Origin of the sequence: Mesorhizobium ciceri biovar biserrulae WSM1271, assembly GCF_000185905.1 — a bacterium.
Lineage (GTDB): Bacteria > Pseudomonadota > Alphaproteobacteria > Rhizobiales > Rhizobiaceae > Mesorhizobium > Mesorhizobium ciceri.
This window is the reverse complement of record NC_014923.1, coordinates 5230270-5242420: the sequence shown is the minus strand read 5'-3', so window position 1 is coordinate 5242420 and position 12151 is coordinate 5230270. Positions and strand designations below refer to the sequence as shown.

The window sequence follows — 12151 nt, the reverse complement described above, 5'->3', positions numbered from 1 at the left end:
TGTCTAAGCGACCTCCTTCAACCGCTCGTCCCGTGGCAGCGCCTGCAAAGCCGCCTGCAGCAATATGTCGGCCAGCCGCGCTGCCACCGGATCCAGTTCAGCATCCTTCTGGTGCAGCACCAACGCCATTTTGGGCAATGCAGGCAGCCCGGCGATCTCCGGCGTCATCGCGCTGACGCTGGCCGGCAGGCCGATGTCGGTGCGGATTGTCAGCCCCAGCCCCGCCGCCACGGCTGCCCAGATGCCGCCAAGGCTCGGACTGGAAAAGGCCATCCGCCACGACAGGCCGGCGCGGTCGAGCGTTTCGGTTGCCACCGTGCGCAGAAGGCATGGCGCTTCGAGCGCCACCAGCGGCAGCGGCTCACTGTTGCGCAGGCTGGTCTCGATACGCTTTGCCGGCCCGATCCAGCGCATCGGCACATCGGCGACATGCTGGCTGTAGGGCAGCGTTTCGCCGCAGTGCCAGGCGAGCGCGATATCGAGGCTGCCCGACAGGACCCTTTCGGCAAGGTCGTGGCTGCGTGCGATCCTGGCTTCGATCTTCACCTTGGGGTGCGCCCGGGCAAATCGGCCGAGCACGTCCGGCAGCACCGCCTCGCCGAAATCTTCCTGCAAGCCGAGCCGTACCCAGCCTTCCAGCTCGACACCGTGGATGGCGGATGCCGCCTCGTCATTCAATTCGATCAGCCTGCGCGCATAGCCGAGCATGGTCTCGCCGGCCTCGGTCAAAGCGAGGCCCCGTCCTGATTTGCGGAAGATCGGCGTCGCCGCCTGTTCTTCCAGTTTCTTCAATTGCGCGCTGACCGCCGACGTCGACCGGCCAAGCCGGTCAGCGGCCTTGGCAAAGCTACCCAGCTCCATGCCGGTGACGAAACTGCGCAGGACGTCGAGGTCGAATGTCACGCGTCGCATGTTGGAAGTCCCGATTTTCAGGATTGTAAGTTCAAAACTTCCTGATTTTCAGGATGAAATTATGGCGGTAGGGACAGATCGTCAAGGCCGGACCGCTGGCCAGCACGGGAAATGAAGTCATGTCCGCCATTGTCAATTGCACCGACCGGCAGCCGTCGGAACTTCTGGAAGATACCGGTTCCACCGGGAGGGTGTTCAAGCCGGGCCATCGCTGGAAAGTCCTGGGCATCGGCGTTGCCGCCAATGCCGCCTTCTCGGCTACGTTCTCCGGCATCCCGGCGACGGCGGTCGTTCTTCGCCAGGGCTATCACCTAGGCAATGCCGAACTCGGCCTGGCGCTCGGCCTTCTCGGGCTTGGGGTCGCGCTCAGCGAACTGCCCTGGGGTCTGCTCACCGATCGCTGGGGCGACCGCCGCGTGCTGTTGATCGGGCTCGGCGCGACGGCGGCGTGGCTCCTGGTCATGGCGATGCTGGTCGTGCCGACAAAGGCCGGCACTCCCGATGTCACGCTGCTCTCCGCGAGCCTATTCATCACCGGATTGCTCGGCGGCAGCGTCAACGGTTCGAGCGGCCGCGCCATCATGGGCTGGTTTCGGGAAAACGAGCGCGGCTTCGCCATGAGCATCAGGCAGACGGCGGTGCCGCTTGGCGGCGGCTTTGGCGCGCTCGTGCTGCCCTCGCTTGCGCTGGCTTTCGGCTTTGCCGCGGTGTTCGGGGTCCTGGCGGGTGCATCCGCTCTGTCTGCCCTGTTCGCCTGGCGCTGGCTGCACGAGCCGCCGACGCCGGGCGAGGGCCATCCCGCTTCGGCTTTTGTGGCCGGACCGGCGCCGCTGCGCAATCGCGACGTCTGGCGTATCGCGACCGCCATCGGCCTGCTCTGCTTTCCGCAGGTGGCCGTGCTCACCTTCGCCTCCGTGTTCCTGCATGATTTCGTTGGGTTGGGAACGGCGGCAATCAGCGGGAGCCTCGCCGCGGTGCAGATCGGCGCCATGGTCATGCGCATCTGGAGCGGCCGCTTCACCGACCGTCACGGCAACCGCCGCCAATTTCTTCGCCTGTGCAGCGCGTTCAGCGCCCTTGCCTTCGCCATGCTTTGGCTGCTCGTCCTGTTCGGCCCAACCATTCCGGGCGGCCAGCTCATTTGGTTGGCGGTTCTTCCGGTCGTGCTTATTGTCGCAGGCATCTCTGTCTCCGCCTGGCACGGCGTCGCCTACACCGAGCTTGCCACCCTTGCCGGCGCCGGCCATGTCGGAACCGCGCTCAGCCTTGCCAACACCTTTGTTTTCGTCGGCTTCTTCCTGGTGCCGGTGGCCATTCCGGGGCTCTTGCACCTCTGGTCCTGGTCCGGCGTCTGGCTGGCGGCCGCCATCTGCGCGCTGATCGCCCGGCCGATCTTCCTGCGCCCGGCCTGAATGGTCCGGCCGCAAAATCGCCCGACTTCGCAACCACGACCTCGGGCCGACCGGGAAAACCCGATCGAATCCGTTAACGTCCCATCAAGGTTAATGCATCATTTTGCTCTCCAGTGGGGTCTGTAGCGTTCCTGGAGAGAGTTCCGTGCATCGACGTGTGTTGAAGCGGCTGGTTGCCGCCGCCGGTGAGAGAAAACGTGGCTTTCTGGGTCCGCTCGTCATCGGTTTCGGCATCTGGATCGGCTTTCCGACCGTCGCCGCCTATCAGGACATGACGAGCCTCGTTTCCGGCCTCGAAGCATCGAGCACGCGCTGGAATTCCTATGTCGAGAAATCCGTTGCCGGCTCGACCCATGCGGCTGAGATGCCCTTTGTCGATTCCGATGTCACCGGCTCCATTTCCGGATCGGGCGTCCACCTGGCCGGTGTCGGCAACGTGTCGTTTCGCGGCAAGGGCGGCAAGGTCAGCGCCACGCCCGATGAGGACCGCGTCGTGCGCGCCGAGAAGAAAGGGCGCATCGTCCAGATGTCTCCCGTCGCACCGCCAAAGAACTTCAACGCCGGCTCGATCTTCGAGCGCACCTCCTCCTTGCTCCGGCCCAGCATGGACAGCGGCCTGAAAATGGCTTTCGCCAAGCCGCAGATCAAAGGCAAGGAAATCCAGATCGCCGCCGCATTCCATGTGCGCGAGGACAAGAAGCCGGATCCCGGCATGCCGGCCATGCTGGCGGCGCTGGTCAACAACGACCATCCGGATGTGCTGGCCACCGCCTATGCGCAATCCGAGCCGGACTATGCCAAGGCATCGCCCTTCGAGGCCCTGCTTCAGGACGAGCAGCCCAATGAGGGCCGCTTCATTCCGCCGATGGCCAAGGGCGATCATTCGTGGATCCAGAACCCGCTGCCGGCGAGTGTCTTCTCCAAGAAGGAGCAGGCATGCCTTGCCAACGGAATCTATTTCGAGGCGAGGAGCGAATCCGTGCGCGGCCAGGCCGCTGTCGCCCAGGTCATCCTCAACCGCGTCCGCAATCCGACCTATCCGAATTCGATCTGCGGCGTCGTCTACCAGAACGACAGCTGGTTCAACCGTTGCCAGTTCTCCTTCGCCTGCGACGGCAGGAAGAAGCGCATCGATAGCCCAGCCGCCTACAAGACCGCCCAGGAGATCGCCATGGCCGTCACCGCCGGCAAGATCTTCATTCCGGAAGTCGGATCGTCGACCCACTACTATGCCCAATATGTCCATCCCGGCTGGGCGCGCACGATGCAGAAGATGACCAAGATCGGCCTGCATATCTTCTATCGGACCTATGGCGGCGGCTGGAGCTGAGTGCGGAGCAGCCGCTGATCCTTGATGTGGCGCGCAGCCGATCAAAGAGCCATTGCGCGGGGGATTCGCGCCATGCATCCTCGTCATCCTGGCGGGCACGATGTCGCACCTTCGTAATTCATTGATTTCATTGCCTAAAATACATGGCAATGAACTTCCGCCCGTGGCTTGACGGGCGCAAACCCTCTAACTATGTTGCCGGCGACTTTAGAAGCGGACGGACGGTGACGGTCTGACCGGGCAGGGGGGTTGCGATGGCCGACAAGAATGGGCCAGACGGAACCGGAGAAACCGGCCGCGGCAATCAGCATGAACCCGACATCCGCGACGACGATCTTGAGCGCCGCCGCCGTGACCTTGAAGCTTCGCTTGCGACAAGGCGGCCGGGCCGGCTCGAGGGGAAAGACGACGCGAAAGCGGGCAGTGTGGCCGGTTATGGTCAGGCGCTCAAACTCTCCAGCGAGTTTATCGCCGGGGTGGTGGTGGGTGCCGGCATCGGCTGGGTCATCGACCGTCTGGCGGGGACATCGCCATGGGGTCTGATCGTGTTTCTGCTGCTTGGTTTTGGCGCCGGAGTGCTCAATGTGATGCGTTCCGCCGGCGTCGTGGCAGAATTTGGACAGGGCGATAAATCGCGCCGTGGCCAAGACGACAAGAAATGACCGCGCACCATGTGCGGTAATGGTAACGAGGCCGTACGCGGCATTGACGGGGTTTGAACGTGGCAGCTGACAAGGTCGATCCGATCCACCAGTTCCATATCAACAAGCTGATTCCGATCGACATCGGCGGCTATGACCTGTCTTTCACCAATTCGGCGCTGTTCATGGTCGCAACCGTGATCGTCGCGGCTGGATTCCTGTTTCTCACGACGTCGAGCCGCAGCCTGGTTCCCGGGCGGCTTCAGTCGGTCTCCGAGATGGCGTACGAGTTTGTCGGCAACATGTTGCGCGACGCCGCCGGCACGCAGGGCATGAAGTTCTTCCCTCTCGTGTTCTCGCTGTTCATGTTCGTGCTCGTCGCCAATCTGCTTGGCCTGTTCCCCTATTTCTTCACCGTCACCAGCCACATCATCGTCACCTTCGGCCTTGCCGTGCTGGTGATCGCAACCGTGGTCGTCTACGGCTTCATGAAGCATGGTCTTGGCTTCCTGAAACTGTTCGTGCCGCACGGCGTGCCGGTCTTCCTGCTGCCTCTCGTGGTGCTGATCGAAGTGATCTCCTTCGTGTCGCGCCCGGTCAGCCTCTCGGTTCGTCTGTTCGCCAACATGCTCGCCGGCCACATCACGCTGAAAGTGTTCTCCGGCTTCGTCGTCAGCCTGAGCGCGCTCGGCGCGGTTGGCGTCGCCGGCTCGATCCTGCCTCTGGCGATGGCGGTGGCGCTGACGGCACTGGAACTGCTGGTCGCCTTCCTGCAGGCCTACGTCTTTGCCGTGTTGACCTGCATGTATCTCAACGACGCCCTGCATCCAGGGCACTAGGTCCAAAAGTTTCCGGCCCAAAGATTTCCAACATTGGCGCCGGATGGAATCGCAACGGAATTTTAGATCCAAAGGAGTTGAACAAATGGACGCAGAAGCAGCAAAGTACATCGGCGCCGGCATCGCTTGCCTGGGCATGGGTGGCGCGGGCATTGGCCTCGGCAACATCTTCGGCAGCTACCTGGCGGGCGCACTGCGCAACCCTTCGGCCGCCGATGGCCAGTTCGGCCGTCTGATCTTCGGCTTTGCCGTGACCGAAGCTCTGGGCATCTTCTCGCTTCTCATCGCGCTTCTGGCCCTGTTCGGCTGAGCACTCGGGAAGATTGGACAGGCCGGCCGCGCAAGCGGCGGGCCTGAATTTCGGGGATAGTCCATGTTCGTGACATCTGCCTTTGCGCAAGAGTCCGCGCCATCAGCCGATACCAGCCACGCTGCGACGGAAGGCGACACGCATTCCGGCACCAGCGTGCCTGCTGAAGCGCATGGCACGTTTCCGCCATTCGATCCGGCGACGTTCCCGTCGCAGCTTCTGTGGCTGGCGATCACCTTCGGGCTGTTCTATCTCTTCCTGAAGCGGGTGGTGATGCCGCGCGTCGGCGGCATCATCGATGTGCGCAACGATCGCATCACGCAGGACCTCGATCAGGCGGCCAGGTTGAAGGGCGAGGCCGACGCCGCCGTTGCTGCCTACGAGCAGGAACTGGCGGAAGCCAAGACCAAGGCCAACGCGATCGGCCAGCAGGCCAACGACGCTGCCAAGGCCGAGGCCGACACCGCTCGCAAGAAGGTCGAGGCCGCGCTCGACGCGAAGCTTGGCGAAGCCGAAGCCCGCATTTCTTCCATCAAGGCCAATGCCATGAAGGAAGTCGGCAGCATCGCCGAGGACACCGCTTCGGCGATCGTCGAGGCTCTGGTTGGCGGCAAGGCCAGCAAGGCCGAGATCGCGGCCGCGGTCAAATCCGTGGCCCGGTGAGGAGCGCATCATGGATTACACATCTCTCGCGACGCTCTGGGCCACGATAGCCCTGATCATCTTCCTCGGCGTTGCCGTCTACATCAAGGTGCCTGGCATGATCGCCAAGGCGCTCGACGCCCGTGCCGCCAGGATCAGCAATGAACTGGACGAAGCGCGCCGGCTGCGCGAGGAGGCCCAGCAGCTGCTCGGCCAGTACCAGCGCAAGCGCAAGGAAGCCGAGCAGGAGGCCGCCGACATCGTCGCTGCCGCCAAGCGCGAAGCCGACATGCTTGCCGCCGACGCGCATAAGAAGACCGAGGACTATGTCGTCAGGCGCACCGCGCTTGCCGAACAGAAGATCGGTCAGGCCGAGCGTGATGCCATCAGCGAAGTGCGCGCCAGCGCCGTCGACATCGCCGTCGAGGCAGCACGCGCGCTGCTTGCCGGCAAGATCGACGCCAAGGCCGGTGCAGATCTGTTCAAGGCTTCGCTCGCGGACGTGAAGTCGAAGCTGAATTAGGCGGTTCGTCTAGCCAGTCATCGAAAGCCGCCCGGGCAACCCGGCGGCTTTTTTGTTGCGGCGCTGAAGCTGCCAATCTCCCCCCTCGTGGGGGAGATGCCCGGCAGGGCAGAGGGGGGGGCGTGAAGGAACGCTAACCTTTGTTGTCCTAAGGTCTATCGGGACAAGCCTGAGGGCATAACTGCAATCGATTGAGAGGCCGGCGGGACAGCGCCCCCCTCTGTCCTACCGGACATCTCCCCCACAAGGGGGGAGATTGGCTTGTCGTCGTCGTCGCTCAATCCAGCCCGGCGAAGCTCTCTTCTTCCACCACGTCCACCTCGGCCCCACCCAGCCGGAATGGCGCAAACGACACGCGGTGCAGCCGCGCCACCGGGCCATGCGCTTCGATCGCGGTGCGATGGCGAACCGTGGCGTAGCCCATATGGACTTCGAACCCGTAGCGGTCGTGATGGTTGCCGCAGCCGCACATCATGCGGTCGCGCATCACCTTGGCGACGATCGAGGCGGCGGCGATCGACTGCGAACGCTGGTCGCCCTTGATCAGCGCGCGCCCTTCACAAGGCAGTCCCGGCGGCACGTCGCGTCCATCGGCAAGCGCAAGCTTCGGCCGGATCGACAGCCCTACCAGCGCGCGCCGCATGGCTTCCAGGCTTGCCTTGAGGATGTTGCTGCCGTCGATGCCCTCGGCGCTGATGGAGGCCATCGAGACCGCCTGTGCGGAGCCGAGAATGCGCAGGAACAGGGCCTCACGCTGTAAATGGCTGAGGCGTTTGGAATCGTCGAGGCCGTCGGGAATGTTGGCGGGATCGAGCACCACCGCTGCGGCGACCACCGGCCCGGCCAGGGGGCCGCGGCCTGCCTCGTCCATCCCGGCGACCGGCCACAGGCCCTCCGCCATCGCCTTCGTCTCGAAGGAGAAGTCGGGCTTCTCGATGATCTCAAAGAGAGGCGGAGAATCAGAACGCGCGCGAGCCATGTTGCGGCGAGGTTCGCATCGGCTCCGATTCTCCGCAAGTCCCTCCGGGTCGGGTGGGGCGCCGGACCGGGAGGGCACCGTCTGCAGGCCGGGGCAGGCCGGACGGGATTCTTGGTGCGCGACGGATCAAACCATCGCGACGAATTGTCTCTTCAAAGCAGCGTCAGTTGCACCTGGTCTTTCCCGGCGGCAACGAACTGATCGGTCCGCAGCGTGCGCCGTTCGGCATTGAGACCAAGCCGCTTGGCTGTGATCTCGAAGCGCCGGCCGATCTGCCAGGCATAGGGACCGGCGCCCTTCATGCGCTTGCCCCATTCCGAATCGTAGTCCTTGCCGTCACGCATGGAGCGGACAAGCGACATCACATGGCGGTAACGGTCGGGATAATGGCGCAGCAGCCAGTCCTTGAAGATCGGGCTGACCTCCAGCGGCAGCCGCAGGATCACATAACCCGCCTCGCGCGCGCCGGCCGCACGTGCCGAATCGAGGATGCGTTCCATCTCCGGATCGGTCAGGCCCGGAATGATCGGAGCCACCATGACCGACGCCGGAATGCCGGCATCCGAAAGCTGCCGGATCGCTTCCAGCCGCTTGGTCGGCGTCGACGCGCGCGGCTCCATGGTGCGCGCCAGCATGCGGTCGAGCGTCGTCACCGACAGCGCCACCTTGGCGAGCCCTCGTTCGGCCATGCGCGACAGGATATCGATATCGCGCGTCACCAGGGCGGACTTTGTCACGATGCCGACCGGATGGCCGCGCGCTTCCAGCACTTCGAGGATTTCGCGCATGATCCGGTATTGCTTCTCGATCGGCTGGTAGGGGTCGGTGTTGGTGCCGATGGCGATGGTGCGCGGCTGATAGCTGTCCTTCGAAAGCTCCTTGTCGAGCAAGCGCGCCGCATCAGGTTTGGCGAACAGCTTCGATTCGAAATCCAGACCCGGCGACAGGCCCATGAACGCGTGCGTCGGGCGGGCAAAGCAATAGACGCAGCCATGCTCGCAGCCGCGATAAGGGTTGATGGAACGGTCGAAGGAAATGTCGGGCGATTCGTTGCGGGTGATGATGGTGCGCGGCTTCTCGACCTGCACTTCGGTCTTGAAGGGGGGCAGTTCTTCCAGCGAATTCCAGCCATCGTCGAACACGTGCCGGCTGACTGGCTCGAATCGGCCGGACGGGTTGATGCCGGCCGACCTGCCGCGGTTGCGGTCCGGGCGGACACGCATGCCGCTCTGCTCGACCATCGCATTGGCCATCTCGGCTCTTCCTGCTCCGAAAGCTGCAATGTCGGCGCGCACGATCTGTTCCATTTTCGCCCGCTCCCAGGGACTGTCCGTGTTGTGTCGAATCGCTCTGTTCATGAAATTATTCCTATTTCATCGATGAGAACAAAGCAAGAACTTTCTATGGTGCGATGCAAAACTGGCGCTGTCCGGTGCTTTCCGCTATTCGGCTAAGGATGCTCAGTGTTCTCATCGAAACCCGCAATGACGAGGAGGGCCTCGCCCGCACGCTCGCCTCGCTGATTGGCGGCGCGGTCGAAGGCGTGGTGCGTGAAGTCATCGTCTGCGACACAGGCTCCACCGACCAGACGCATCGTGTGGCCGAGCATGCCGGCTGTCAGTACGTGACCGGCGGTGTCGCTGCCGGCATCCGCCAGGCCAAGGGGGACTGGTTGCTGCTCCTGGAACCGGGCGCGCGGTTGGTGGAGGGCTGGATCGATGAGGTTGTCGCGCATACGGCCAGGCAGACCATGGCCGCACGATTTTCGCGCACGCGGGCCAGCCGCACGCCATTCCTGGCACGGGTCTTTTCGGGAAACCGCGCCCTGGCCGACGGATTGCTGATCAGCAAGCGTCAGGCGGCGGCCGCGGCCAAGAGTGCCGGCAGTGCTGAGGCCATCGCCCGCGGCCTCGCAACGAAGCGGCTCGACGCCGAGATCTGGATGGCGCCCGCCAAGCAGGAACGCCGCTCCTCGACATGATTTTTTGCAGCTGCTCAGGCCATTGTGCATTGCACAAAATCTGACGCGGGGTTAGCTTCCGTTCAAGCGGGAATTGGGTTTGGGACATGCCGAGTGGCGAGCACCGATGCGGCATCGGTGGTGCTCTCATAGCCGAGGACCCAATGAAGCTTTCAACCCCCGACACATCCGGCGCGGCCAGTCTCGAGGCTATTGCGCGCGACGGCAGTCTGTTGCGACGCATCGCGGTGCGCATTCCGACCTATCTCAAGGACCTGCGCGAAAACCCCGCCTGGCTGCCGATGTTCGTGCTGGCGCGCACAATGCCTGGACGCCGCATGCATTGGCTGGGCGCAAAACGCGCCCGCCCGGTCGCCAATGCCGGGGATACGATGTTTGCCGGTGTCGAACGGGGAGCGGTCGTCGATGCGTTGCGCTCCGACGGGCTGTTCTCAGGCTTGGTCCTGCCGCCTGATATCCATGAAGAGATCGCCGACTTCGCCGGGCGCACGCCTTGCTTCGGCAATTTCGACCGCCGTCTCGAATTCATGCCGGGGGAACATGCCGAGGCCGAGAAACGCCTTGGCCGCTCGCTGCTCAGCGGGCATTTTTTCGAGCGCATCCTCGACTGCCCGGCGGCGCTTGCCATCCAGCGCGATCCGCTGCTTCTGGATATTGCCGCGCACTATCTCGGCGGCCAGGCAAAACTGATCACGACGCGCGTCTGGTGGAGTTTTCCAACCGGTGCCGCTTCGGATGCCGACAAGAACCTCGCCTCGCTCGGCAAGTATCATTTCGACCTCGATGATTGGCGCATGCTGAAATTCTTCTTCTACCTCAAGCCGGTCGACGCCGACACCGGTCCGCATGTCTATGTCAGGGGCAGCCACAAGCGCCGCAGCCTCAAGCACCAGCTCACGCTTCTGGTTGGCCACCCCGCGCAACAGGTCCTGGATGTCTATGGCGAGCAGAGCCCGGTGACGCTGACCGGCGAGGCCGGTCTCGGTTTCGTCGAGGACCCTTTTGGCTTCCATATGGGCACCGTGCCGGCACGCACGCCGCGACTGATGATGGAAGTCGGCTTCGGCGTGTCGCCGCCGTCGCGCCGGCGGTTTCATGGCGAACCGGTCATCCGCTGAGAGCGACGCTTGCCTCGGCTTTACGGAGCTGATTTGCCGCGCCGTAAATGCTCGTCCAGGCGCGGCATGATCTCGACGAAGTTGCACGGCATATGCCGGTAGTCGAGCTGTGCCTTCAGGATGCCGTCCCACGCGTCCTTGCAGGCGCCTGGCGAACCCGGCAGCACGAAGACGAAGGTGGCGTTGACGATGCCGCCGGTCGCCCGGCTCTGGATCGTCGAGGTGCCGATCTTGTCGTAGGAGATCCGGTGGAACACTTCCGAAAAGCCATCCATGCGCTTTTCGAAGATCGGCTCCAGCGCGTCCGGCGTCACGTCACGCCCGGTGAAGCCGGTGCCGCCGGTGGTGATGACGACATCGATATTCTTGTCCCGCGACCACGCCAGAACCGTGTCGCGGATTTTTTCCCGATCGTCGGTGACGATATCGCGGGCCGCCAGCATATGGCCGGCCTCGGTGATGCGGTCGGCCAGGGTCTGGCCGGATTTGTCGTCGGCGAGGCTGCGCGTATCTGAAACGGTCAGCACCGCGATGCGCACGGGAATGAAGGAGCGGCTCTCGTCAATTCTGGCCATCAGATCCCTCCGATGCGATGCTGCGCGTCGCCGCGACGAACCAGTCGGGCTGGCGGCCGCGGATTTCGGCGGCGGCGCGCTTGGCGACATTGCCGGTCTCGAACAGGCCGAAGCAGGTGGCGCCGGACCCGGACATCCGTGAAAAACCCGATCCGGCCTTGTTCAGCCAGGAAAGCGCCCTGCCGATCGCGGGCTGCATCGCCAGCGCGGCGGGCTCGAGATCGTTGCGGGTGATCTCCAGCCAGTTGCGCAGGCTGTGGAAATCGATGCTGCGCGGCAGCGGCGGCAAGGCTTCGTTGTCACGACGCGAAAGCGCTGCGAAGACCTCGGCCGTCGAGACCGGCATGCCTGGATTGACCAGCACCAGCCCAAGCGCCGAAAAATCCGGCACCATCGACAGGTCATCCCCGATGCCGCGCGCGACCAGAGGTCTGGCCGCCAGGCACATCGGCACATCGGCGCCGAGCGAGAGGCCGATCCGCGCCAGCTCTGCGCCATCGATATCCAGGCCCCATGTCTCCACCAGTCCGCGCAGCACCGTCGCCGCGTCGCTCGAACCGCCGCCGACGCCGGAGGCAGCCGGCAGGTTCTTTTCCAGCCGGATAGCGACCGGCGGTGTTCTCTCGTGTCCGACCGCCTGTCGCAGGGCATCGCGCGCCCTAGGCACCAGATTGCTGGCGTCGAGAGGAACCGCCGGGGCGTAGCGGCCGGACACGGTAAATTCATCGCTGTCGGCAGGCGCGATTTCGACCCTGTCGCCAAACCGCGTGAACACCGCCAGGCTCTCGATCAGATGATAGCCGTCAGGTCGCCTGCCGGTGACATGCAGCGCAAGATTGATCTTGGCGTGCGCGTGCCAGCTACGCGACCCGATGTCGGTGTCCACAAT

14 protein-coding genes are annotated in these 12151 nt (G+C 64.0%); 9 read left to right on the top strand and 5 right to left on the bottom strand.

Annotated elements, in window-relative coordinates:
- Positions 1–3: 3 nt before the first annotated feature.
- Complete coding sequence (locus MESCI_RS25540; RefSeq protein WP_013532847.1) at positions 4–912, bottom strand: LysR substrate-binding domain-containing protein; 909 nt, start codon at positions 910–912, stop codon at positions 4–6.
- A gap of 119 nt (positions 913–1031) precedes the next feature.
- Here MESCI_RS25540 and MESCI_RS25535 point away from each other — a divergent pair, with 119 nt between their 5' ends.
- The 7 genes from MESCI_RS25535 (at position 1032) to MESCI_RS25505 (ending at position 6609) form a co-directional block, all read left to right on the top strand.
- A complete protein-coding gene (locus MESCI_RS25535) occupies positions 1032–2324 on the top strand; it encodes an MFS transporter (RefSeq protein WP_013532846.1) in 1293 nt (430 codons plus the stop codon).
- Between the two features lie 145 nt (positions 2325–2469).
- On the top strand, positions 2470–3654 hold the full coding sequence (locus MESCI_RS25530; protein ID WP_013532845.1) for a cell wall hydrolase: 1185 nt from the start codon (positions 2470–2472) through the stop codon (positions 3652–3654).
- A 254-nt stretch (positions 3655–3908) separates the two neighbouring features.
- On the top strand, positions 3909–4316 hold the full coding sequence (locus tag MESCI_RS25525) for an AtpZ/AtpI family protein (protein WP_013532844.1): 408 nt from the start codon (positions 3909–3911) through the stop codon (positions 4314–4316).
- A gap of 59 nt (positions 4317–4375) precedes the next feature.
- Positions 4376–5134: a F0F1 ATP synthase subunit A gene (locus MESCI_RS25520; protein WP_013532843.1), complete on the top strand. Its 759-nt coding sequence runs from the start codon at positions 4376–4378 to the stop codon at positions 5132–5134.
- A gap of 85 nt (positions 5135–5219) precedes the next feature.
- Positions 5220–5444 carry a F0F1 ATP synthase subunit C gene (locus MESCI_RS25515; protein WP_006206606.1) on the top strand — a complete coding sequence of 75 codons (225 nt, stop codon included), beginning with the start codon at positions 5220–5222 and terminating at the stop codon, positions 5442–5444.
- Between the two features lie 63 nt (positions 5445–5507).
- A complete protein-coding gene (locus MESCI_RS25510) occupies positions 5508–6107 on the top strand; it encodes a F0F1 ATP synthase subunit B (protein ID WP_013532842.1) in 600 nt (199 codons plus the stop codon).
- Between the two features lie 10 nt (positions 6108–6117).
- Complete coding sequence (locus tag MESCI_RS25505; RefSeq protein WP_013532841.1) at positions 6118–6609, top strand: F0F1 ATP synthase subunit B; 492 nt, start codon at positions 6118–6120, stop codon at positions 6607–6609.
- 277 nt (positions 6610–6886) lie between these two features.
- On the opposite strand, the gene MESCI_RS25500 is transcribed toward MESCI_RS25505, so the two are convergent.
- Both MESCI_RS25500 and MESCI_RS25495 read right to left on the bottom strand, forming a co-directional pair.
- Positions 6887–7588, bottom strand: coding sequence for a ribonuclease HII (locus tag MESCI_RS25500; RefSeq protein WP_013532840.1), 702 nt, complete (start codon positions 7586–7588; stop codon positions 6887–6889).
- A gap of 152 nt (positions 7589–7740) precedes the next feature.
- Positions 7741–8895: a PA0069 family radical SAM protein gene (locus MESCI_RS25495; RefSeq protein WP_023808673.1), complete on the bottom strand. Its 1155-nt coding sequence runs from the start codon at positions 8893–8895 to the stop codon at positions 7741–7743.
- A 149-nt stretch (positions 8896–9044) separates the two neighbouring features.
- Here MESCI_RS25495 and MESCI_RS25490 point away from each other — a divergent pair, with 149 nt between their 5' ends.
- Both MESCI_RS25490 and MESCI_RS25485 read left to right on the top strand, forming a co-directional pair.
- Positions 9045–9569: a glycosyltransferase gene (locus MESCI_RS25490; protein WP_013532838.1), complete on the top strand. Its 525-nt coding sequence runs from the start codon at positions 9045–9047 to the stop codon at positions 9567–9569.
- A gap of 143 nt (positions 9570–9712) precedes the next feature.
- Positions 9713–10687, top strand: a complete 975-nt coding sequence (locus tag MESCI_RS25485) for a hypothetical protein (RefSeq protein WP_013532837.1) — start codon at positions 9713–9715, stop codon at positions 10685–10687.
- Between the two features lie 20 nt (positions 10688–10707).
- On the opposite strand, the gene moaB is transcribed toward MESCI_RS25485, so the two are convergent.
- Complete coding sequence (moaB, locus tag MESCI_RS25480; protein ID WP_013532836.1) at positions 10708–11262, bottom strand: molybdenum cofactor biosynthesis protein B; 555 nt, start codon at positions 11260–11262, stop codon at positions 10708–10710.
- Positions 11249–12148, bottom strand: coding sequence for a 4-(cytidine 5'-diphospho)-2-C-methyl-D-erythritol kinase (locus MESCI_RS25475; protein WP_013532835.1), 900 nt, complete (start codon positions 12146–12148; stop codon positions 11249–11251). The genes moaB and MESCI_RS25475 overlap by 14 nt, the downstream gene beginning before the upstream one ends.
- Positions 12149–12151: the final 3 nt, after the last annotated feature.

Coding starts and splice junctions, on each gene's coding strand:
- MESCI_RS25540 (WP_013532847.1), bottom strand. CDS start 912: ATGCGACGCGTGACATTCGACCTCGACGTCCTGCGCAGTTTCGTCACC.
- MESCI_RS25535 (WP_013532846.1), top strand. CDS start 1,032: ATGTCCGCCATTGTCAATTGCACCGACCGGCAGCCGTCGGAACTTCTG.
- MESCI_RS25525 (WP_013532844.1), top strand. CDS start 3,909: ATGGCCGACAAGAATGGGCCAGACGGAACCGGAGAAACCGGCCGCGGC.
- MESCI_RS25515 (WP_006206606.1), top strand. CDS start 5,220: ATGGACGCAGAAGCAGCAAAGTACATCGGCGCCGGCATCGCTTGCCTG.
- MESCI_RS25510 (WP_013532842.1), top strand. CDS start 5,508: ATGTTCGTGACATCTGCCTTTGCGCAAGAGTCCGCGCCATCAGCCGAT.
- MESCI_RS25505 (WP_013532841.1), top strand. CDS start 6,118: ATGGATTACACATCTCTCGCGACGCTCTGGGCCACGATAGCCCTGATC.
- MESCI_RS25500 (WP_013532840.1), bottom strand. CDS start 7,588: ATGGCTCGCGCGCGTTCTGATTCTCCGCCTCTCTTTGAGATCATCGAG.
- MESCI_RS25495 (WP_023808673.1), bottom strand. CDS start 8,895: ATGGAACAGATCGTGCGCGCCGACATTGCAGCTTTCGGAGCAGGAAGA.
- MESCI_RS25490 (WP_013532838.1), top strand. CDS start 9,045: ATGCTCAGTGTTCTCATCGAAACCCGCAATGACGAGGAGGGCCTCGCC.
- MESCI_RS25485 (WP_013532837.1), top strand. CDS start 9,713: ATGAAGCTTTCAACCCCCGACACATCCGGCGCGGCCAGTCTCGAGGCT.
- moaB (WP_013532836.1), bottom strand. CDS start 11,262: ATGGCCAGAATTGACGAGAGCCGCTCCTTCATTCCCGTGCGCATCGCG.